Origin of the sequence: Allosaccharopolyspora coralli, from assembly GCF_009664835.1 — a bacterium.
Lineage (GTDB): Bacteria > Actinomycetota > Actinomycetes > Mycobacteriales > Pseudonocardiaceae > Allosaccharopolyspora > Allosaccharopolyspora coralli.
Map to the genome: position 1 here is coordinate 3,751,137 of NZ_CP045929.1, position 21,613 is coordinate 3,772,749.

The following is a 21,613-nucleotide window of genomic DNA, read 5'->3' on the forward strand; positions in this document are numbered from 1 at the left end:
GCCACCGTCTCCGGGGTTGCCCGGCCCCGCTTCCCACTTTCGTCCCCGCACACTGCGACTTTCGGCGGATGAGAGCCGAAAGCCTCCGGCCTACTCTTCCGACGTACAGGGGGCGTGCGAGCTCACGTCCGATGGCAGCGGTGGCCGTGGCGGCGCGGTGAGCGAGGGGGCGATGTCCGCACGCGTCGAGGAAGACGAACTCACGCGCGGGGAGACTCGAGTCATCCGCACCCTGGCGGGGTTCCGGGTGCCCCGGCCGTTCTTGGTCGATCTCGCCGTCGTGGTCGGGATGGTTCTGGCCCACGTCATGGCGTTGTACTTCACGCCGCCGCCGTCGGGACCGTGGACCTGGCCGCTCCTCGTGAGTTCGCCGGCGCTGGCGACGCTGCTGGTACGGCGCAGGCACCCGTGGACAGGACTGGTCGCCACCCTGATCTCGACCGTCGTGCTGATCGTGCCGGACATCCACATCGGCGCGCTCAACCTGGCGATCCTCGTCGCGGTCTACTCCGTCGCGGGCCGCGCCAGTGCGACGGCGACCGTCGGTGCCGGACTGTTGGCCATGCTCTACCCGGTGGCGCGGTTGATCGTCTTCGAGTGGCCGTTCGGTGAAGGCATGATGATGGTCATCGGACACGCCGTGGAGATTCTCGTCGTCGCCGGTTTCGGCTGGTCCATCCGAGTCGCACGGCAGCGGGCGCGCCGGCTGCGCCAGACCGTCACCTTGCTCGAGGGTGCCAGGAGCCGGCTCGCGACGGACGCGGCGGCGATCGAACGAGCCCGGATCGCCCGGGATTTCCACGACATCCTTTCGCACCACCTCGCCATGGTCGTCCTCCGTGCCGGAGGCGCCCGGGCGGAGGTGGGGCGATGCCCCGAGAGCGCACGCGGGACGCTCGTCGAACTCGAACGGACGTCCCGTTCCGCGCTCGGCGAGATGCGCCAACTGCTGGGTGCGATGCGAGACGGCAGCGACGAGGCCAGCGAGGCCGCGGCCGGCGCGGCGGAGGAACGACAGCGCGTCCCGGCGCCGACTTTGGAGCGGCTGGACGCGCTGGTCGACTCGGTCCGCGGTTCCGGGATGGTGTGGCAGATCGAACGACGCGGCCACGTCCGTGAGCTCGGTCAGGGCGTGGAGATGACCGCCTACCGCATCGTCCAGGAAGCGGTGACGAACGTGCTCAAACACGCCGGCTTCGGCCGCGCGCAAGTGGTTTTGGACTACGGGGAGAACACGCTCGGCATCGAGGTCATCAACAAGGTCGGCGGCTTCGATCGGGAGCTGCTCTGCGAACATTCCCCTGCTCGGCGGGAAACGTCGGTGCGCGGCACCGCTCCGGCCGGGCACGGACTGATCGGCCTGCGAGAGCGAGTGGCCGTCCTCGGGGGCACGCTCGCCGCGCACCCCGTTCCGCACGGGTTCCACCTCGCCGCTGTCCTCCCGTGCGCGGACGGCACCGAGACCGCCTGACGCTCCAGCCGACGAGGCGAACGGCACTCTCGCCCCACGTGTCGAGGCGAAAGTGCCGTTCGCTCCGGCTCACCCGAGTTCGATGATGAGGTCCCCGCCCTCGACCTGCTGGACCCCGCCGATCGCGAGGCGCTTGACGGTGCCCGCCTGCGGCGCGGTGATCGCCGCCTCCATCTTCATGGCTTCGATCGTGGCGACGGTCTGCCCGGCGTCCACGCTCTCGCCCTCCTTCGCCGAGAGCGTCACGACGCCGGCGAACGGTGCGGCCACGTGGTTCTGGTTGCCGCGATCGGCCTTCTCGGCCACCGGCAAGTCGGAGGCCACGGAACGGTCCCCCACCTGGATCGGCCGCATCTGGCCGTTCAGGATCGCCATCACCGTGCGGTTGCCGCGCTCGTCGGCCTCCGAGATCGCCTCCAGCCCGATGATGAGGCGTACGCCCGGCTCCAGGTCGACCGAGTACTCCTTACCCTGCCGCAGCCCGTAGAAGAAGTCCTTGCTGTTGAGCAGCGAGGTGTCACCGTAGTCGCGCCGGTGTTCCTCGAACTCCTTGGTGGGCTTGGCGAACATGAGCCGGTTCAACGTGATCCGCCGGTCCGAGACGAGGCCCTTCTTGTCCTCTTCGGACAGTTCGATGACCTTCGGCTCCCCGGTGCGGCCCTCGAGCGCGCGAGACCGGAACGGCTCCGGCCACCCTGCGGGCGGGTCGCCGAGCTCGCCCTGCAGGAAGCCGATCACCGACTCCGGAATGTCGAAGCGGCGCGGCTCGGCCTCGAAGTCCTTCGGGTCGACGCCGGCACCCACCAGGTGCAGCGCCAAGTCCCCCACGACCTTCGACGACGGCGTGACCTTCACCAGCCTGCCGAGGATCCGGTCGGCGGCGGCGTACATCGCCTCGATCTCCTCGAACTTGTCGCCGAGTCCGAGCGCGACGGCCTGGGTACGCAGATTCGACAGCTGACCACCCGGAATCTCGTGGTGGTAGACGCGGCCCGTCGGCGAGGACAGTCCCGCCTCGAACGGCGCGTAGACCTTGCGCACCGACTCCCAGTACGGCTCCAGGTCGCACACGGCCTGCAGGTCGAGCCCGGTGGAGCGTGCGGTGTGGTCGGTGCCCGCGACGATCGCCGACAGCGGCGGCTGCGACGTGGTGCCCGCCATGGATGCCGCCGCACCGTCGACCGCGTCGACCCCGGCCTGGATCGCAGCCTGGTACGTCGCCAGCTGGCCACCGGCGGTGTCGTGCGTGTGCAGGTGCACCGGAAGGTCGAACTCGGACCGCAGCGCCGAAACCAGCTTCTCGGCTGCCGGCGGACGCAACAGACCCGCCATGTCCTTGATCGCGAGAACGTGCGCGCCGGCGTCGACGATCTGCTCGGCCAACCGCAGGTAGTAGTCCAATGTGTAGAGCTTCTCGGCCGGGTCGGCGAGGTCGGCGGTGTAGCACAACGCGACCTCGGCGACAGACCGTCCGGTCTCGCGGACCGCGTGGATCGCCGGACGCATCTGCTCGACGTCGTTGAGCGCGTCGAAGATGCGGAAGATGTCGATGCCGGTGTCGGTGGCCTCCTGCACGAAGTGCTCGGTCACCTCGGTCGGGTACGGCGTGTACCCCACCGTGTTGCGCCCGCGCAGCAGCATCTGCAGACACAGGTTGGGCATCGCCTCGCGCAGCGCCGCGAGCCGCTCCCACGGGTCCTCTGCGAGGAACCGCAACGCCACGTCGTAGGTCGCACCGCCCCAGCACTCCACGGAGAGCAGCTCCGGGGTCATGCGTGACACGTGCGGGGCGACGGCGAGCAGGTCCTTGGTGCGTACTCGCGTGGCCAGCAACGACTGGTGCGCGTCGCGGAACGTGGTGTCGGTGACGCCGACCTGCTCACGCTCCCGCATCCACCGCGCGAACCCGTCCGGGCCGAGTTCGGTGAGCTTCTGCTTCGAGCCCGCGGGCGGCTCCACCGACAGATCCGTGGCCTCCGGCAGCTTCACGGTCGGGTCCGGAACCGACGGCCGCTCCCCGTTGGGGTGGTTGACCGTCACGTCCGCGAGGTAGGTCAGCAGCCGCGTGCCGCGGTCGGCCGAATGGCGCGCGGTGAGCAGGTGCGGACGTTGCTCGATGAACGAGGTCGTGACGCGACCCGCCTCGAAGTCCTCGTCGTCCAGAACCGCTTGCAGGAACGGAATGTTCGTGGAGACACCCCGGATCCGGAACTCGGCGACCGCGCGCCGGGCGCGCGCCACGGCGGTGTGAAAGTCCTTGCCACGGCAGGACAACTTCACCAGCATCGAGTCGAAGTGCGGGCTGACGCTCGTCCCCGCGAAGGCGGTTCCGCCGTCGAGCCGGACGCCCGCTCCGCCCGGCGACCGGTAGGCGCTGATCATGCCGGTGTCGGGGCGAAAGCCGTTGGCGGGGTCCTCGGTGGTGATGCGGCACTGCAGGGCGAAACCCCGCAGCCGTACCGAATCCTGGGTCATGCCGAGGTCCTCGAGACTTTCCCCGGCGGCGACCCGCAGCTGCGACTGCACGAGGTCGGCGTCGGTGACCTCCTCGGTCACGGTGTGCTCGACCTGGATGCGCGGGTTCATCTCGATGAACACGTGCCGACCCCGCTCGTCGACGAGGAACTCGACGGTTCCGGCGTTGACGTAGCCGATCTGCCGGGCGAAAGCGACCGCGTCGGCGCAGATCCGCTCGCGAAGCTCCGGGTCGAGGTTCGGAGCGGGCGCGATCTCGATGACCTTCTGGTGCCGCCGCTGCACCGAACAGTCGCGTTCGTAGAGGTGGACGACGTTGCCCTCGTTGTCGGCGAGGATCTGCACCTCGATGTGGCGCGGGTTGACCACGGCCTGCTCGAGGAACACGGTCGCGTCGCCGAAGGCCGACTCGGCCTCGCGCATCGCGGCTTCGAGCGCCTCGCGCAACGACTCGATCTCGTTGACCCTGCGCATTCCGCGACCGCCACCACCGGCGACGGCCTTGACGAAGACCGGAAACTGCATGTCCTCGGCGGCGCTCATGAGCGCATCGGCGTCGGAGGAGGGCGCCGACGAGTCCAGGACAGGGACCCCCGCGTTGCGGGCAGCGGCGACCGCGCTGGCTTTGTTGCCCGTCATCTGCAGGATGTCGTGGCTCGGGCCGACGAACGTGATGCCCGCTTCGGCGCACGCCTCCGCCAGGTCGGGATTCTCCGAGAGGAACCCGTAGCCCGGGTAGACGGCGTCGACCCCGGCCTTCTTCGCGGCTCGGACGATCTCCTCGACCGACAGGTAGGCACGGACCGGATGGCCGGGCTCGCCGATCTCGTAGGACTCGTCGGCCTTCAACCGGTGCAACGAGTTGCGGTCTTCATGCGGGAACACCGCAACGGTGCCCGCGCCGAGTTCGTATCCGGCTCGGAATGCACGAATCGCGATCTCGCCTCGGTTGGCGACGAGAACCTTGCGGAACATGCCGGCTCCTCCAAGATGCAGGTGTCGGACGGTGCGAGAACACTACCGCGAAAATTCTCTTCGCGGTGACCTCTCCCGCGTGATGGACATCATCGAGGACAGCGCTGACCTGCCCGGACTTACCCACCACACAACCCGCCGACGAGAGAAACTTTCAAAGAAATTCCGTCTGAGCAAAGTGAGGCCCTCGCGCCCCGAACCACTCGAACCGACGCCGACCCCCACGCCGACGACACCCGCGAGACCAACCAGGCCCCGCCGAACCACCGACACCCCCCAACTTCGCACCTCACCCAACTGGGCGTACCACCCCACCCCACCTCGGAAAACGGGGTGGCAAATTCGCGCGAATTTGCCGTACCCCCGGGGGGTAGGGGTCAGGACTTGTCCAGATAGCCGGCGCGGTCGGGGTCGACGACTTCGGCGACCATGCGGTGCAGACCGGGATGCCGTTCGAGCTCCGGGTCGTCGGTGAGCACCTCGTCCGCGAGTTCGCGGGCCCTGGCGATCACGTCCTCGTCGCGTAGCAGCGACAGCATCTTCAGGCCGGACTTCGTGCCGGACTGGGCGGCGCCGAGGATGTCGCCCTCGCGGCGCAACTCGAGGTCGAGGCGGGCGAGTTCGAAGCCGTCCGTGGTGGAGGCGACCGCGTCCAACCGTTCCCGGGTGGTCGTGCCGGCCATCGCCTCGCTGACCAGCAGGCACAGGCCCGCCGCGCTCCCGCGGCCCACTCGGCCACGCAACTGGTGCAGCTGGCTCACGCCGAAACGGTCCGCGTCCATGATCACCATGACAGTCGCGTTCGGCACGTTCACGCCGACCTCGACGACCGTGGTCGCCACCAGCACGTCCACCTCGCCCGCCGCGAACCCACACATCACGGCATCCTTCTCGTCAGCGGGGAGTCTGCCGTGCAGCACGGCGATCCGCAGGCCCTGCAATGGTCCCGCACGGAGCTGTTCGGCGACGTCGAGAACCGCGACCGGCGGCCTGCGTTCACCCCCGGAGTCCTCGTCCGGTGGCACCTCGCCGGTGCTGTCGTCCACTTCGGACTTCGAGCTCTTCGAGGTGGACTCGTCCTCGCCGATGCGCGGGCACACCACGTACACCTGGCGTCCGGCTCGGACTTCTTCCCGGACCCGTTGCCACGCACGGTCCAGCCACGCGGGCTTCTCCGAGACCGGAACGACGCTGGAACTGATCGGCGACCGGCCCTGCGGCAGTTCGCGCAACGCGGACGTCTCGAGGTCGCCGTACACCGTCATCGCCACCGTGCGCGGGATCGGCGTCGCCGTCATCACCAACACGTGCGGCGCGGTGTCCTCGCCGCCACGGGCGCGCAGCGCATCCCGTTGCTCGACGCCGAACCGGTGCTGTTCGTCGACCACCACCAGTCCCAGGTCGGCGAACGACACCGTCTCCTGAATCAAGGCGTGCGTCCCCACGACGATGCCCGAGGCGCCCGAAGCCGCGTCCAGCAACGCTTGTTTGCGCTGCGCGGCGGGCAGCGATCCGGTCAGCAGTGTCACGCGGGTCGACTGCTCGGCGCCGCCCAACTCCCCGGCCTTCCCGAGATCCCCCAGCGAATCGGCGAGCGACCGAGAGTGCTGGGCGGCCAGCACCTCGGTCGGCGCGAGCATCGCGGCCTGGCGCCCTGAGTCGATCGCTTGCAGCATCGCACGCAGCGCCACCAGCGTCTTTCCGGAGCCGACCTCGCCCTGGACCAGCCGGTTCATCGGATGCACCCGGGCGAGATCCGCCGCGATCTCTTCGCCGATCTCACGCTGACCCGCGGTCAACTCGAACGGCAACCTGTCGTCGAACTCGGCGAGGATTCCGTCGTCGGCCCGAGCGCACGCGGGCGCCGGGTGCGTCTGTGTACTCGCCCGCATCCGCGCGAGGACGAGCTGCACCGCCAGTGCCTCGTCCCACTTGAGCCGTTCCTGCGCCGCCTCGACCTCGGCATGACTCGACGGACGGTGGATCATCCGGATCGCTTCGTCCACACCGGACAGCCCGAGTCGTTGACGCATCGGCTGGGGTAACGGGTCGTCGGCCCCGTCCCACATTTCCAAGACCTGGGACACGCAACGCGCGATCGACCAGGACGGAAGTCCTTGCGCCGCCGGATACACCGGAATCAGCGCCGAGGCGAACTCCTCCGCCTTCGCGGCGCCGCCTTCGTCGGAGTCATCGGAGTCGAACAACTGGTACTCGGGGTGCGCCAGCTGCAACTTGCTGCGGTAGGCCGTGACCTTACCCGCGAACATGCCGCGACGACCCGGAATCAGCTCACGCTCACGCCACGCCTGGTTGAAAAAAGTACAGATCAACGAGCGCTGTCCGTCGGTGATCGTGGCCTCGACGATCGTGCCGCGACGCGAGCGCATGGTCCGTTTGCTCACCCGATCGACCCGAGCGAGCACCGTCGCGTGCTCGTCGATCTCCAGACCCGCGATCGGGGTGAGCTCACCGCGTTCGGCGTACCTGCGAGGGTAATGCCGCAACAGATCGCCCACAGTGGACAGGCCGAGAGTGGAATCGAGCGCCTTGGCCGTCTTCGCGCCCAACACCCGATCCAAGCCCGTGGCTCCTGTGGTCATCCCCGCACCTTCGTTCCCGCTCACGTCCGGGATCGGACGTTACCGAACCGCACCGACGCCGCACGCACCTCACTCCACCCCGATCATGACCGCGGTGCCGAGATCACCTGCCGGGTAGCACGCGAGTTCCACCTCCGGACGCGTCCGGTGCAGATGCGCGGTGAGTCGCTCACCCAACGTGTCCGGGGCCTGAGCACCCACGAGCACCGTCACGAGCTCGCCACCCGCGCCGAGCATCCGATCCGAGAGCGAACACGCCGCCTCGCACAGGTCACCCTCGATGAGCACCACGTCGCCGTCGATCATGCCGAGCACGTCTCCGGATTGACACGTCCCCACCCAGGTCAGGGCCTCGCGCGCGGCGACAACAAGTTCACCCCGGCGGGTCGCAGCGGCGGCCTCGGCCATCGCGACCGTGTCGTCGGCGGCCCGGCGCAGCGGGTCGTGCACCGCGAGCGCCGCGAGACCCTGCGTCGGTGACGCCGTCGGCACCACGACGACGTCGATGCCTGCCCGCACCGACATCCCCGCCGCGTCCTCAGCCAACGGCGTCACCGTGTCGTCGTTGGGCAGCACGACGACGTCCCGTGCCCCCACACTCTCGATCGCCGCGACGAGATCGCCGGTGCCGAGCGGACGTTCGGTTCCCACCGCGACGACCTCGGCGCCCTCGGCGGTGAACAGTTCCGCGAGGGCCTCGCCCCGCACACACGCCACCACCACTCGCCGCGCCGACACAGCCGCGACCTGATCGGCGAAGCGCGTCACCCGGATCCGGTGTACGCGTCCCGACTCGATGCCGGATTCGATCGCGGCGCCGATGTCGTCGCAGTGCACGTGCACCGCCCACGACGCTCGGCCGTCACCCGCGACGGACACGCAGTCGCCGAGGCCCGCCAGCCGGGTGCGGAGAACGGCGGCGGCCTTGTCGGTCGCGCCGTCGAGCAGGTACATGACCTCGTACGAGAACGCCGAGTCGTGCTCCAACGAGACAGGGGGAGCCGATAGCGGCGCCGCCGGGGACTCCGCGGCGAGACGGAGCCCCTCGTGCAGAACGGCGTGCAGCGCATCGAGCAGCACGACGAGACCGCGGCCACCGGCGTCGACGACACCGGCACGCGCCAGTTCCGGCAGCTGCGCGGTCGTCTTCCCGAGCGCGTCGACTGCCGCGCCGGTCGCCACCCGGGTCACTTCACCGAGGTTGGTGGACCCACACGCCGAGGCCGCCGTCGACGCGGCCCGCAGCACCGACAACAAAGTGCCCTCGGCGGGTTGGGCGATGGCGTGTCGTGCGAGATCGTCGGCGCGCCGCAGCGCATCGCACAGGCACGAGCCGTCCAGGGCGCGGTCGTCGCGGGTCGCCTCGGCCAGACCTCGCAGCACCTGCGAAACCAACATGCCCGAATTGCCTCGTGCACCGGCCAACGCGCCCCGGGCCAGCGCCGCGACCACCGCCGCGGTGCCCGCACCCTCGTGCACCGGCTCGGCCGCGGCGGCACGCATCGTGAGCAGCAGGTTCGTGCCGGTGTCCCCGTCGGCGACCGGATACACGTTGATCCGGTCGATGGCCTCGCGATCACGCTCCAGGTCGGAGACGGCGAACTCGGCCCACCGGCGGGCCCCCGAAGCATCGAGCGCGTGCAAGACCTTCGGACCTCCCACCGGTCACGACAACGGCACCGGTCGAGCGTAACCTCCGCCCCACGGCACCTCGGCGACCACCGTGGCGCCCACGTCGGAGACGGCGTGCCGGGTGCGTTAGACTCGTACGGTCCCGGGAGGCGATGACCCAGGGCGACCGACCACTCAGGTGCGATACCGCCCTGCTGGGATGGTGCCGCCGGACGGCGGTGTTCAGGACGCGCAGCCCTTCGGGGCCGGACCCCACGGGTCCGTGCACGACCTTCATCGCTGGAAACATCGTGAACCCCGCCGACGCGAGGCGGGACCCAAGCAGAGTTAGGGGTGTCTGACGTGGCTGCCGTCTGCGACGTCTGCAGTAAGGGACCAGGCTTCGGCAACTCGGTCTCGCACTCCCACCGGAAGACCAAGCGCCGGTGGAACCCGAACATCCAGACCGTTCACGCCAAGATCGGTCTGTCCCAGCGCAAGCGGATGAACGTGTGCACATCCTGCCTCAAGGCGGGCAAGGTCGTGCGCGGCTGAGCACACACTCCGCACGCAGAACGTCGAGAGGGCCCGGGACACTCCGTCCCGGGCCCTCTCGTCGCGTAGGGGTGGCAAATTCGCGCGAATTTGCCACCCCGCTGTCCACAGGACGGGGAGTTGTCCCCACTCGGGCGGGGTGAATCCGCACTGGGGCCTTCGGGGCGATGGGCGGATGCGCGTGAGTGTGTGAGCCCTCGACGTGACCGGTGGCCTGCGGGATCAGGGCAGCTTCCAGTCGATGGGGGCGGCGCCTCGCTCTTCCAGGAGGGCGTTGGCGCGACTGAAGGGCCGTGAGCCGAAGAAGCCCCGATCGGCGGACATGGGGCTCGGATGCGAGGACTCCACGCACGGCACGTCGGCCATGAGCGGCCGGAGATTGCGGGCATCGCGGCCCCACAGGATCGCCACCATCGGCTCGTCCCGCCCCGCCAGCGCCCGAATGGCTTGTTCGGTGACCTCTTCCCAACCCTTGCCGCGGTGCGAGGCGGGCCGGCCCGGCTCGACGGTGAGCGCGCGGTTGAGCAGCAGCACCCCACGCTGCGTCCACGGGCTGAGGTCGCCGTGCGAGGGAGCGGGATGACCGAGGTCCTCCCCGTACTCCCGAAAGATGTTGCCGAGGCTGCGGGGCAGCGGCCGCACGTCTTCGGCGACGGAGAAGCTCAGCCCGACGGGATGGCCCGGTGTCGGATAGGGATCCTGGCCGACGATGAGCACCCGCACGTCGTGGAACGGTTGCTGGAACGCGCGGAGCACGTTCTGCCCGGCAGGGAGGTACTGCCGTCCGGCGGCGACCTCCGTGCGCAGGAACTCCCCCATGTCGGCGATCCGGTCGGCGACGGGAGCGAGCGCTTCGGCCCAGCCGGCTTCGACGACTTCGGGCAACGGGCGTGCGGTCACGGCGGCGACTTTATCGGGCAGCAGGAGCGACTTCCGCAACCGCCCCGCAGCACCGCCTTTCGACGTCGAACGATGTCAACGTGCTGACCCTCACATTCGGCGGCCGTCGGGGGTATGGTTGCGCGGACCAGCGACGACGATCAAGTTCATCGCTCGGCTCCCGCTCGGCGGAGTGTCTCCGGAACCTCGCCGCACGCGCCGGGCAGGGGGCGAACTCGATCATTCACACCCACGGGGGAACTCATCGATCAGGACACAACGGCGCATCATGCTGGCCCGACACTGCTCACTCAGCTAGGTTCCGGAATTCCGACTCTGTTCACGGAAGGTGTGGACAGCACGACCCGGAGGTGGCGCACAGTCCTATGACCGCATCGGACACCGCAGAACCCACGCCAGAACAGCAGTCACTGCTGAAACGCGCGATCGCCGCGGCCGCGATCGGCAATATGACCGAATGGTACGACTTCGGTGTCTACGCCTACGTCGCGATCTACGTGGGTATGGCGTTCTTCCCCGAGGCGGACCCGGGGGCCCAGACGCTCTCGGCGTTCGGTGTATTCGCGATCTCGTTCCTGCTGCGCCCGCTCGGCAGCCTGTTCTTCGGCCCGCTCGGTGACCGGATCGGCAGACAGAAGGTCCTCGCGATCACGATCCTGCTGATGTCCGGGTCGACCTTCCTCATCGGTCTGCTTCCCGGTTACGAGACGATCGGCATTCTCGCCCCGATCCTCCTGCTGCTGTGCCGCATGCTGCAGGGCTTCTCCACCGGTGGCGAGTACGGCGGTGCCGCCACCTACATCGCCGAGTTCGCGCCCGACAAGAAGCGCGGTTTCTACGGATCGTGGCTGGAGTTCGGCACCCTCACCGGGTTCGGTTTCGGTGCGCTCGTGCCGACGATCCTGATCCTGAGTCTGAGTGACGCCGCCATGAACGAGTGGGGCTGGCGCATCCCGTTCCTCATCGCCGGTCCCCTCGGCGCAGTGGGCCTCTACCTGCGTTCGAAGCTGGAAGACACCCCGGCGTTCAAGAACCTCGAGCACACCCACAAGATCGAGAAGTCGCCGCTGAAGGCCCTGATCGTCGGGTACTGGAAGCGACTGCTCATCCTCATGGGCATCGTCATCACCATCAACGTCGGCAACTACACGATCCTGACGTACATGGAGACCTACCTCGCCGAGGAGTTGGAGATCTCCAAGACGGCGGCACTGTTGCCGTTGCTGCTCGTCACGTTGATGATGATGGTGTTGATCACCCCGATCGGCGCGCTGTCCGACAGAGTGGGCCGCAAACCGCTGTTCCTGTCGGCGTGTTTGTGCTTCCTGGTCCTGACCTATCCGGCGTTCTGGCTGATCTCGCTGGGCAGCGCATTCACCACCTTCTGCGGGCTTGCTCTGCTGGGGCTCTGCCATGTGCAGCTGATCGGTCCGCTCGCGGCGACGCTGCCCGCGATGTTCCCGACCGGCGTGCGCTACGCGGCCTTCGCGATCGGCTACAACGTGTCGACGTCGCTGTTCGGCGGTACCGCGCCGTTCATCAACGACTACTTCGTCGGCCTGACCGGCAACAACTTCTTCCCCGCCTACTACCTCATGGCGGCGGCGGCGATCGGGATCATCCCGGTGCTGCTGATGAAGGAGACCGCGGGCCAACCGCTGATGGACGACGACGAGCCGCTTCAGACTCGGGCGTAACCGCACAGAAAACGGGGCGGCGAGGCGTCAACCTCGCCGCCCCGTTCTTCGTTTCAGCGCCAGTGCTGCCAACCGGCGTCGCCCGCGTACTCCTCGCCGTCGACGGTGACACCCTTCCCCCCGGCGACGCTGCCGACGACCGTCCAGCCTTCGGGCACCGCTTGCGCCGAAGGGAACGTCGCCACCAACGACTGGTCCTCCCCGCCGGTGAGAACCCAGTGGCGCGGGTCGGCCCCGAGCGCCGAGGCGACCTCCACGAGCCGCTGCGGCACGTCCAGCAGCTCCGTGCGGACGTCGACGGACACCTCGGACGACTCGGCGACGTGTCCGAGGTCGGCGAGCAGACCGTCCGACACGTCCACCATGGACGTCGCTCCGGCGTCGGCCGCCTGCGGTCCCGCCGTGTACGGCGGCTCGGGGACGCGCTGGGCGCTCACCACGGCAACCGGCGACCGAAAACCGCGTCCCAGCACGGCGAGTCCGGCGGCGGCCCACCCGAGCCGGCCGGCCACCGCGACCACGTCGCCAGGACGCGCACCGGAGCGCGTCACCGGAGCTCGCCCCCCGAGATCGCCGAGCGCGGTGATCGAGATCGTGAGGGCTGTCGCGGAGACCATGTCGCCGCCGACGACGCCGGCACCGGCGCTCTGTGCTTCTTCCCACATTCCGGCGGAAAGCTCGTCCACGACCGACGTCGGCAGGTCCGGCGGGCAGGCCAGGCCGACGAGCAACCCGGTCGGCCGGGCACCCATCGCCGCGATGTCGGAGAGGTTCACCGCCACCGCTTTACGCCCGACCTGATGCGCGTTCGACCAGTCGAAACGGAAGTGCACGTTCTCCACGAGAACGTCGGTGGTCGCCACTATGCGGCCGTCCGGAGCGTCGAGCACGGCCGCGTCGTCGCCGGGACCGAGCACGGTTCCGGCAGGCTGTTCGTGACCTGCGATCACCCGGTGGATGAGACCGAACTCACCCACACCTGCGACAGTGTTCGCGTCCTCGGCCTGGTCAGGACCCAACGGAGACCTACCTTCCCTGAGCCATCGCCCGGTCGGATGGGGTAACTTTCTGCCAGTTTCCTACCCTGGGCAGATCAACACGAAGGGGCACGCCGTGGTTCAGGCATACATCCTCATCCAGACCGAGGTCGGCAAGGCGGCCACCGTCGCCGCCGAGATCGCCGGGTCTCCCGGCGTCATCAGCGCGGAGGACGTCACCGGCCCGTACGACGTGATCGTGCGCGCCGAAGGCGAGAACGTCGACGTGCTCGGCAAGATGGTCGTCGCCAACATCCAGGCCGTCGAGGGCATCACGCGCACGCTGACCTGCCCGGTGGTGCATCTGTGACGAGGACCCGCGTGGCAGCGCTGAGCACGTGAACTCGCAGAAACCCGCGTTCGCCGCACCACGATCCGTCGTGGTGCTGGCGGTGACGCTGGGCGCGTTGCTCGTGGTCGGTGTCGCGGCGCTCGGCCTGCGTGCCGCGACCGTGCAGGATCGCGCCGAGGAAGCGATCGAGCAGCAGCAGCTCGCGCGGCGGACGGGGCCGCTGGCGATGCCGCCGGTTCCGGCGCCCGCCGCAGCGAGCCCGGGGTGCGCGGCGGTTTTGGAGGCGCTCCCGGAACGGCTCACGATCAGTGGCGATCCGGTCGGACGCCGGGAGATCGCGGATCCCGCTCCGCCCGCCACCGTCGCCTGGGGCGACCGTGATCACGACCCGGTGACACTACGCTGCGGAATCGAGGCTCCGGCGGAGTTGAACCCGTCCTCGCCGTTGCGCGAGATCTCCGGCGTCCGGTGGTTGCCGATCAGTGAGGCGGGGTCGACGTCCTGGTTCGCCGTCGACGGTCCCGTCCGAGTGGCGTTGACGCTGCCCGGGGACTCGGGAACGGGCCCGCTGCAGGAGATCTCCGAGGCGTTGCGTCCGACCCACGGATCGTGACGACGGCCGGTTCCCCCCGTCCCTGTGGACAACTCGCCTCCCTGTGGACAGCGGGGTGGCAAATTCGCGCGAATTTGCCACCCCCGGGCTCAGCGGAGGCCGGTGCCGCGGGCGAGGGCGGTGTCGACGAGGGTGCTCAACAGTGTCGAGTAGTCGATGCCGGTGTGCGCCCACATCTGCGGATACATCGACGTCGTGGTGAAGCCGGGCATCGTGTTCGCCTCGTTGACGATCACCGCGCCGTCGGTGCTGACGAAGAAGTCCACCCGCGCCAGGCCCTGGCAGTCCAGCGCGCGGAACGTCCGCACCGCCGCGGCGCGGACCGTCGCGATGGTCTCGTCGTCCAGCTTGGCCGGAATGTCGATCTCGGTGGTGTCGTCGAGGTACTTCGAATCGAAGTCGTACCACCCGGAAGCGGTCGTCACACGAAGCTCGGCGGGCAGCGACGCCTCGACGCGGCCGTCCGGGAACTCCAGCACACCGCACTCGATCTCGCGGCCGGTCACCCCGGACTCGATGATCACCTTCGGGTCGGTGCGGCGCGCCTCGGCGATCGCGGCGTCGAGATCGGCGAGGCCGGTGACCTTCGTGACCCCGACCGACGATCCGGCGCGGGTCGGTTTGACGAACAGCGGCAGGCCCAGGCGGTCGAGCTGCTCGGCGGTCAGTGTCTCCTGCTCGCGACGCAGGATCTCGTAGGAACCGACATCGAGTCCCTCGGCCTGCAGCAGCTTCTTGGTGAACTCCTTGTCCATCGCGACCGCGCTGGAGAGCACGCCCGCACCGACGTAGGGCACGTCGGCCATCTCGAGCAGTCCTTGAATGGTGCCGTCCTCGCCGTAGGCGCCGTGCAGCGCCGGGAAGACGACGTCGACCCCGGAGAGGATCTCGCCGCCTCGCGCTTGATCGACGAACACGAGGTCGTTGCGCGTGGGGTCACCGGGCAACGCCAGCGCATGGCCGGAGGTGACTTCGGGAACGGCACGGTCGTGGATCTCCAACTCCCGCTGCGCGTTGTCCGGCCCCAGGACCCAGGCCCCTTCCGGGGTGATCCCCACCGGGACGATGTCGAACCGCTCGGTGTCCAGATTCGACAGGATGTTCCCGGCGGAAACGCACGAAATACCGTGTTCGGGGCTGCGGCCGCCGAAGACGACCGCGACCCGGGTCTTGCGCTGTGTCATGCGCGGGACGATACCCGGCAGTCACAGTGACCGCCGACGCCGTCAGCCCTCGCGATACAGCGCGGGCACCAGCTCGAGAGCGCGGCGCAGTTCCTCCCGGGAGCAGGCCGCGTAGCCGAGAGCGACCCCGCACCACACCGGCTCGTCCTGGTGATGACGCTCCAACCCGTCCAACACCACCCCGCGCTGACGAGCGTCGGCGATCATGCGCCGTTCGGTGGCGACGTCCGGCAGGCCGAGCACGACGTGCGCGCCTGCCTGGTCGCCGAACACCGCGACGTCGTGCTCGGCGAGCGTGTCGACGAGCATCGCCCGACGTTGCGAGAGTTCCCGGCGCAGCCGCCGCAGGTGCCGCCCGAGGTCGCCGTTCCTCGCGAACTCCGCGACGAACCGCTGTCCGGCTGCGGCCGGCCCGATCGCCGTGACCTCACGATGTTCGAGGACGGCGGCACCGACCTCGGGCGGGGCGAGCATCCAACCGACGCCGAGCGTCGGGGTGAGGATCTTGCTGGTGGTGCCCAGGTGCACCACCACGTCGGGCGCCATCGACACCAGCACCGGCAGGGGTGCCACGTCGTAGCGGAGTTCGCCGTCGTAGTCGTCCTCGATGATCAACCAGCCGTGGGCGCGTGCCCGTTCGACGAGCGCGATCCGGCGGTCGGCGGGCAGTCGACCACCGATCGGGTACTGGTGTGCGGGCGAGCAGTACACGGCCGAGACCCCGCTGGGGATCGCCTCCACCACGATTCCGCCGTGATCCACGGGAACCGGCACGACGGAGACACCGAGCGCGCGGAGCGCGTTCACGGCTCGCTGGTACCCGGGGTCCTCCACGGCGATCGTGCAGTTCCGGCCGAACACCGCGACCGCGAGTTCGGTGACGGCGGCGCTGGTTCCGCCCGTGACGAGAACGGCGTCGCCGCGCGGCTCGTCGACGACGAGTCCGCGATGCCGCAGGAGATGCTCGACGACGGCCTCCCGGTATTCGGGCAGGCCGGCCCGCACCGGTTTCGGCAGCGGCGGGGCGTCGGCGCACGCACGCCAACCTCGCCGCCACGCTGCCTTGTCCAGCCCGCCGACCCAGGGTGAACCCGGGGTAAGGTCCACGGCGCCGGCGTCCGCTGCGGTTGCGCGCACGGTCGGGCCGCGCCCGGCGCCTGCGGCGCCCGGGGGCGTGGTCGTCACGTACGTGCCGGAGCCGCGGTGACCGACGATCCAGCCTTCGGCGTGCAACTGCTCGTAGGCGGCGGCCGTGACGGTGCGGCTGACCCCGAGGTGCCGTGCCAGGGCCCGCGTCGACGGCAGCCGGTCGCCACCGCGTACCTGCCCATCCGTCGCGGCGGTGCGGAGCGCATCGGCGAGTTGGACGGCAAGGGGCGTGGCCGACTCCCGGTCCAGTTCGATGGCGAGTTCGAGCAGCGACGAGCTCGCGGCGGGCACGGCATGTGGCATCTCGGAAATCTCCCTGATTGGCCCTTCGATAATGCCACTTCGCGGGTCAGGGTGGGGCCGTGACCCACCCTGACACTTCTGTCCCACACCTGTCCGCCACCGAACGCACCACCATCCGGCGCGGCGCGAAGCGTGCCCGCGCGGACCGGTCCGAGCTGCACGCCCTGCTCGACGACGCGCTCATCTGTCACCTGGGCGTTCAGATCGACGGCGTGCCTCGGGTGCTGCCGACGGCTTTCGCCCGCTGCGGCGAGACGCTGTACCTGCACGGCTCGACCGGGGCGCGGAGTCTGCGGGAGGCCGTCGTCGACCAGGAGGTGTGCGTGACCGTGACCGAAGTCGACGGCATCGTGTACGGGCGGGCGACGATGCACCACTCGATGAACTACCGCTGCGCCGTGACCTACGGACGACCCCGGCTCGTCGACACCGCCGAGGAGCGGTGGGCGGCGTTGCGGGCGCTGACCGAACACCTGTCCCCCGGATCCTGGGACTACGCGCGGCGGCCGAACCGCAAGGAACTCGCGAAAACGTCGGTCGTGGCGCTCCCGCTCGACGAAGCTTCGGTGAAGTCGCGCGCCGGTGCTCCCGGCGACGACGAGGACGACATCGAGGCGGACGTCGCCTGGGCCGGCGTCCTGCCGTCGCACCGCACTTGGGGCGCCCCGGTGACGACCCCCGATCTCCGCTCGGACATCCCCGTTCCTCACCACGTCACCACCCGCGCGAAGGCCCACCCCTGAGGCGAACGGCACTTTCGCCTCGTGTGGTGAGGCGAACGGCACTTTCGCCTCAGTGGATCGATGGGGCGAACGGCACTTTCGCCCCGTCTCGTGGGTCGAACGTGCCGTTCGCCTCACGGGCAGCCCAAAGTGGGCGAACGGCACTTTCGCCTCGTCTCGTGGGGCGAAAGTGCCGTTCGCCTCGGGTTAGCCGTGGGTGCGCATGGGGACTCGGGAGGGGCGGTAGACGTGGAGGCTGACCGCCGGGTCCTCGCCCTCGTTGCGCACCTGGTGCACGTAGTGCGGGCCGAACACGCGGGACTGGCCCGGTGAGACGGTGTGCAGCGCCTCGACCGAGCGCCCGCCGGTGACCACGACACGCTCGGACAGTCGCCCGGTGACCACGGTGAACGCCCCGGTCGCGCCGCCGTGGTCGTGCAGCGTGGTGTGCTGGCCGGGCAACCAGCTCATCAGCCACACCTCGTGCGAGGCGGTGCGCTCGATCAGCGTCATCCAGCGCTCGTCCGGGTCGTAGCGAAGCAGGTGCGCCCAGGTGTCGCGCTGCTCGGCGAACTGCTTCGCGATGCGCGCCGGGTGGGCGAGGGACGTGTCGGCCGCGTGCGCGACCGTGTTGGGTGGAACTGCGAACACGGGGAATCCTTCGGAAACGAGCCGGAAATGCGGGCGGCGAGCCCGCGTCGACGGGTCAGATCACCGAAGGGGACACAGCGCGCTGGCAACGCGGCGGAGGTCGATGGGACCCCGCCGTACGGCCGTGCTGCGCGTCGTCACGCCGAGAACTAGACCAGCCACCGCTGGTGCCGGTCAAGGCGACCACCGCCGGACGCGCTCGATCTCACACCACCGGGCGGTACTCAGCGGAGCTGAGGTTCCGCCACCGAACCGCCCACCCAGACCCACCCGCGCGCCCACTCAGCCGAGCGCCTGCAGCACGTCCTCGACGAGGTCCGCGGTGTCCTCACACCCGGCGGAGAAGCGCACGAACCCGGCAGGCACCGCGTCGCCCCACTGTGCCCGCCGATCGACCGTGCTGTGCAGACCTCCGAAGCTCGTCGCGGCGACGAGGAGTTCGCTGCGTTCGAGGAACCGCTGCACCGCGGCCGCGTCGGGCAACACGAACCGGAACACTCCCGGCCACCGCCGCATCTGGCGTGCGGCGAGTTCGTGCGACGGGTCCGCAGGCAGGCCCGGCCACCGCACCTCCGACACGCCCGGACGCTTCGCCACGGCCTTCGCGAGCGCTGCGGCGTTCTCGGCCTGGCGCTGCAATCGAAGGTCGAGGGTGCCGAGGCTGCGATGTGCGAGCCATGTCTCGAACGGCCCGGCGATCGCCCCGGAGAGCTTCCGCGCACGTTCCAGCCGCTCGGCGAGCGCGGAGTCACGCACCGACAGGTGCCCGAGCAGCACGTCGCTGTGGCCGGACAGGGCCTTGGTGTCGCTGGCGACGACCACGTCCGCCCCGAGTTCGAGCGGCCGCTGCCCGAGCGGCGTCGCGGTGGTGTTGTCGACGGCGAGCAACGCCCCTGCCGCGTGGGCACGCTCGGCCAGCGCCGCGATGTCGCACACGTCCAGGCCGGGGTTGGAGGGTGTCTCGAGCAGTACGAGGCGTGCGTCGCGGAACGTCTCGTCCGTCCACGGACCCGGTGTCGGGACCTCCCGCACGTCGAGCCGGAGGTCGGCGAGCTCGTCGTGCACGAACTCCCGGACGGCGTAGTAGCCGTCGGACGGCAGCACCACGGTGTCGCCGGGTGCCAGGACGGTGTGCAGGAGCGTGCTGATCGCCGCCATCCCGGACGGCAGCACCACGCAGTGCCCGCCGTCGAGGTCGCCGACCGCCGATTCCAGGGCACGCCACGTCGGGTTGCCCGCGCGACCGTAGACGTCGGTGCCTTCGCCGCCGAGGTGGTACGGCGCGGCGAACACCGGTCCGGGCAGCAGCGGCTGGCCGGCCTCCGGCTCGGGGTGTCCGCCCTGCACGCAGCGGGTTCCGTCGCCTCGTGGTGTCTGCACGCCGACTCCTTTCATGCCTGACTGAAAGTGCCTTTGGGAACTGGCTTTTGTGCCCGTAGGGCACGGTCGCACGTGACCAGCCGCGGCAGGGGCGGCGGTACGGGACCACCCAACCCAGTCAAAAGATGCCTCTGAGCAGCCTTTTTTCGATGGTGGTCGCTGACCGGCGTCACTCCGGTTTGGGATCGCGCCCGAGAAGCATCGCCGCCGCGGGTTCCGGGGCGAGTCCGTCGTGACACACACGGTGCACGACCTCGGTGATCGGCATCTCGACACCCGTGCGGGCGGCGAGTTCGCGGATCGACGAGCAGGACTTCACTCCTTCGGCGACCTGCCCGTGCGTGGCGGCCTGCGCTTCGGCCAGCGACTCCCCGAGGCCGAGACGTTCGCCGAAGCTGCGGTTGCGGGACAGCGGCGAGGTGCAGGTGGCGACCAGGTCGCCGAGCCCGGCGAGCCCGGCGAAGGTCATCGCCTCGGCACCGAGCGCGACGCCGAGCCGCGTGGTCTCGGCGATCCCACGAGTGATCAGCGTGGACATGGTGTTGTCGCCGTAGCCGAGTCCGCTGGCCATGCCGCTGGCCAGCGCCATGACGTTCTTGCACGCCCCGGCCACCTCGATCCCGATCATGTCGGTGTTGGTGTACGGCCGGAAGTAGCCGGTGGAGCTCGCCTGCTGGAGTGCGACGGCGCGGTCGTGGTCGGTGCAGGCGACGACCGTCGCCGTCGGCTGGCCCTCGGCGATCTCGCGGGCGAGGTTCGGGCCCGAGACCACGGCGACCTGCGACATCGGCACGTCGGCGACCTCGCTGACGACCTCGCTCATCCGCTTGAGAGTGCTGAGTTCGACACCCTTGGCGAGGCTGACGAGCGTCGCGTCCGGCGGCAGCAGTGGCTGCCAGCCCGCGAGGTTCTCCCGCAGCGTCTGGCTCGGTACCGCCAGCACGACAGCATCCGCGTCGTGCACCGCCTCGACGGCGTCGGAGGTCGCGCGCAACGTCTCAGGCAGGTCGATGCCGGGAAGGTAGTCGGGGTTGCAGTGCCGATCGTTGACGGCGTCGGCGACCTCGGCCCTGCGCGCCCACAGCACGACCTCGCTTCCCGCGTCGGCGAGGACCTTCGCGAAGGTGGTGCCCCACGAGCCGGAACCGAGAACCGCGATCTTGCCGTGAGACTCACTCATCGAGTGCCCGGCCTCCGTACGACTTCTTCGCGGGTGAGTAGAACCCGGCGGGCGGTTGCTCGTCCCGGATCTCCCCGAGCAGGCCCCGGACCCGGCTCATCGACAGTTCCGCGACTTCGCGCAGCACCTTGGGCTCGTGCTCCTTGCCGCGGTAGGCGGACATGTCGATCGGCTCACCGAAGCGGTACGTCACCTGTTTGCGCGGGAACGGCCGGAACCGCTTCGCGTAGTGATCGTAGATCGCCCTGGTCCCCCAGCGTGCCACCGGAATCACCGGCACGTCATGGTCGAGCGCGAGACGGGCGACACCGACCTTCGGCGTCATCGGCCACCCGTTCGGGTCCTTGGTGATCGTGCCGTCCGGGTAGATGAGGATGACCTTGCCCTCCTCGAGCGCGTTGTGCGCTTCCTGCAGGCTCTTCTGCGCGTCGGCGGTGCCGCGGAAGACCGGGATCTGCTCGATGGCCACGAGGACGCTGGACAGCCCGGTCACGCTCCACAGCGTGTTCTTCGCGAGGAACCGCGGAAGACGTGCCGCACGATGCACGGTGACGGCGTCGTAGACCGGATCGAGGTGGGACACGTGATTGAGCACGAGGATCGCGCCGCGTTCGGCAGGGATCCGGTGCAGACCGGACACCCGGACCCGCGAGAGCAGCATGGTGATCGGGTAGAACACGATCCTCGCCAGAGTGAGCCAGAACAGGGCGACGGCGCCGCTGACTCCCTCTCGGGTCTTCCTTCGGGCGCGTCTGAGACTGCGGGGGTCCGCCACGTCCACTCCTTCCGTGCCGAGCGGCTGCCAAACTACCCGC

General features: G+C 69.5%; 17 protein-coding genes. 6 read left to right on the plus strand and 11 right to left on the minus strand.

Annotated features, from left to right (window positions below):
• The first annotated feature begins 172 nt into the window (after positions 1 to 172).
• The gene (locus GIY23_RS17485; RefSeq protein ID WP_154077652.1) at positions 173 to 1,471 is read left to right on the plus strand and encodes a sensor histidine kinase; all 1,299 of its coding nucleotides are present in this window, start codon (positions 173 to 175) and stop codon (positions 1,469 to 1,471) included.
• 69 nt (positions 1,472 to 1,540) lie between these two features.
• Here the strand turns inward: GIY23_RS17485 and GIY23_RS17490 are convergent, their stop codons facing one another.
• The 3 genes from GIY23_RS17490 to GIY23_RS17500 form a co-directional block, all read right to left on the minus strand.
• Complete coding sequence (locus GIY23_RS17490; RefSeq protein WP_154077653.1) at positions 1,541 to 4,921, minus strand: pyruvate carboxylase; 3,381 nt, start codon at positions 4,919 to 4,921, stop codon at positions 1,541 to 1,543.
• A gap of 377 nt (positions 4,922 to 5,298) precedes the next feature.
• Positions 5,299 to 7,524 carry an ATP-dependent DNA helicase RecG gene (recG, locus tag GIY23_RS17495; protein ID WP_154077654.1) on the minus strand — a complete coding sequence of 742 codons (2,226 nt, stop codon included), beginning with the start codon at positions 7,522 to 7,524 and terminating at the stop codon, positions 5,299 to 5,301.
• Positions 7,525 to 7,593: 69 nt separating this feature from the next.
• Entirely contained in the window at positions 7,594 to 9,168 is a 1,575-nt protein-coding gene (locus GIY23_RS17500) for a DAK2 domain-containing protein (RefSeq protein ID WP_154077655.1), read from the minus strand.
• A gap of 330 nt (positions 9,169 to 9,498) precedes the next feature.
• Here GIY23_RS17500 and rpmB point away from each other — a divergent pair, with 330 nt between their 5' ends.
• Positions 9,499 to 9,690, plus strand: coding sequence for a 50S ribosomal protein L28 (gene rpmB / locus GIY23_RS17505; RefSeq protein WP_154078936.1), 192 nt, complete (start codon positions 9,499 to 9,501; stop codon positions 9,688 to 9,690).
• A 222-nt stretch (positions 9,691 to 9,912) separates the two neighbouring features.
• Here the strand turns inward: rpmB and GIY23_RS17510 are convergent, their stop codons facing one another.
• Entirely contained in the window at positions 9,913 to 10,590 is a 678-nt protein-coding gene (locus GIY23_RS17510) for a uracil-DNA glycosylase (protein WP_154077656.1), read from the minus strand.
• Between the two features lie 365 nt (positions 10,591 to 10,955).
• Between GIY23_RS17510 and GIY23_RS17515 the strand changes: the two genes are divergently transcribed.
• Positions 10,956 to 12,287, plus strand: a complete 1,332-nt coding sequence (locus GIY23_RS17515; protein ID WP_154077657.1) for an MFS transporter — start codon at positions 10,956 to 10,958, stop codon at positions 12,285 to 12,287.
• Between the two features lie 53 nt (positions 12,288 to 12,340).
• Here GIY23_RS17515 and GIY23_RS17520 read toward each other — a convergent pair whose 3' ends face one another.
• Positions 12,341 to 13,306 (minus strand): thiamine-phosphate kinase, encoded by a 966-nt coding sequence (locus tag GIY23_RS17520; RefSeq protein WP_154077658.1) that lies wholly within the window; start codon positions 13,304 to 13,306, stop codon positions 12,341 to 12,343.
• A gap of 94 nt (positions 13,307 to 13,400) precedes the next feature.
• Between GIY23_RS17520 and GIY23_RS17525 the strand changes: the two genes are divergently transcribed.
• Positions 13,401 to 13,634 (plus strand): Lrp/AsnC ligand binding domain-containing protein, encoded by a 234-nt coding sequence (locus GIY23_RS17525; RefSeq protein ID WP_154077659.1) that lies wholly within the window; start codon positions 13,401 to 13,403, stop codon positions 13,632 to 13,634.
• Between the two features lie 28 nt (positions 13,635 to 13,662).
• Positions 13,663 to 14,229 (plus strand): DUF3515 domain-containing protein, encoded by a 567-nt coding sequence (locus GIY23_RS17530; RefSeq protein ID WP_228717358.1) that lies wholly within the window; start codon positions 13,663 to 13,665, stop codon positions 14,227 to 14,229.
• 89 nt (positions 14,230 to 14,318) lie between these two features.
• Here the strand turns inward: GIY23_RS17530 and GIY23_RS17535 are convergent, their stop codons facing one another.
• Together GIY23_RS17535 and pdxR are read right to left on the minus strand one after the other, a co-directional pair.
• Positions 14,319 to 15,413, minus strand: coding sequence for a D-alanine--D-alanine ligase family protein (locus tag GIY23_RS17535; RefSeq protein ID WP_154077660.1), 1,095 nt, complete (start codon positions 15,411 to 15,413; stop codon positions 14,319 to 14,321).
• Between the two features lie 42 nt (positions 15,414 to 15,455).
• Positions 15,456 to 16,865 carry a MocR-like pyridoxine biosynthesis transcription factor PdxR gene (gene pdxR, locus GIY23_RS17540; RefSeq protein ID WP_154077661.1) on the minus strand — a complete coding sequence of 470 codons (1,410 nt, stop codon included), beginning with the start codon at positions 16,863 to 16,865 and terminating at the stop codon, positions 15,456 to 15,458.
• Between the two features lie 59 nt (positions 16,866 to 16,924).
• On the opposite strand from pdxR, the gene GIY23_RS17545 reads away from it, so the two are divergent.
• Positions 16,925 to 17,608 (plus strand): pyridoxamine 5'-phosphate oxidase family protein, encoded by a 684-nt coding sequence (locus GIY23_RS17545; protein WP_154077662.1) that lies wholly within the window; start codon positions 16,925 to 16,927, stop codon positions 17,606 to 17,608.
• 186 nt (positions 17,609 to 17,794) lie between these two features.
• On the opposite strand, the gene GIY23_RS17550 is transcribed toward GIY23_RS17545, so the two are convergent.
• The 4 genes from GIY23_RS17550 to GIY23_RS17565 form a co-directional block, all read right to left on the minus strand.
• Complete coding sequence (locus GIY23_RS17550; RefSeq protein WP_154077663.1) at positions 17,795 to 18,238, minus strand: cysteine dioxygenase; 444 nt, start codon at positions 18,236 to 18,238, stop codon at positions 17,795 to 17,797.
• Between the two features lie 282 nt (positions 18,239 to 18,520).
• Positions 18,521 to 19,633: a cystathionine gamma-lyase gene (locus tag GIY23_RS17555; protein ID WP_154077664.1), complete on the minus strand. Its 1,113-nt coding sequence runs from the start codon at positions 19,631 to 19,633 to the stop codon at positions 18,521 to 18,523.
• 154 nt (positions 19,634 to 19,787) lie between these two features.
• On the minus strand, positions 19,788 to 20,798 hold the full coding sequence (locus tag GIY23_RS17560; protein ID WP_154077665.1) for an NAD(P)H-dependent glycerol-3-phosphate dehydrogenase: 1,011 nt from the start codon (positions 20,796 to 20,798) through the stop codon (positions 19,788 to 19,790).
• The gene (locus tag GIY23_RS17565) at positions 20,791 to 21,573 is read right to left on the minus strand and encodes a lysophospholipid acyltransferase family protein (RefSeq protein WP_154077666.1); all 783 of its coding nucleotides are present in this window, start codon (positions 21,571 to 21,573) and stop codon (positions 20,791 to 20,793) included. Before GIY23_RS17565 ends, GIY23_RS17560 begins: the two co-directional genes overlap by 8 nt.
• Between the last annotated feature and the right edge of the window lie 40 nt (positions 21,574 to 21,613).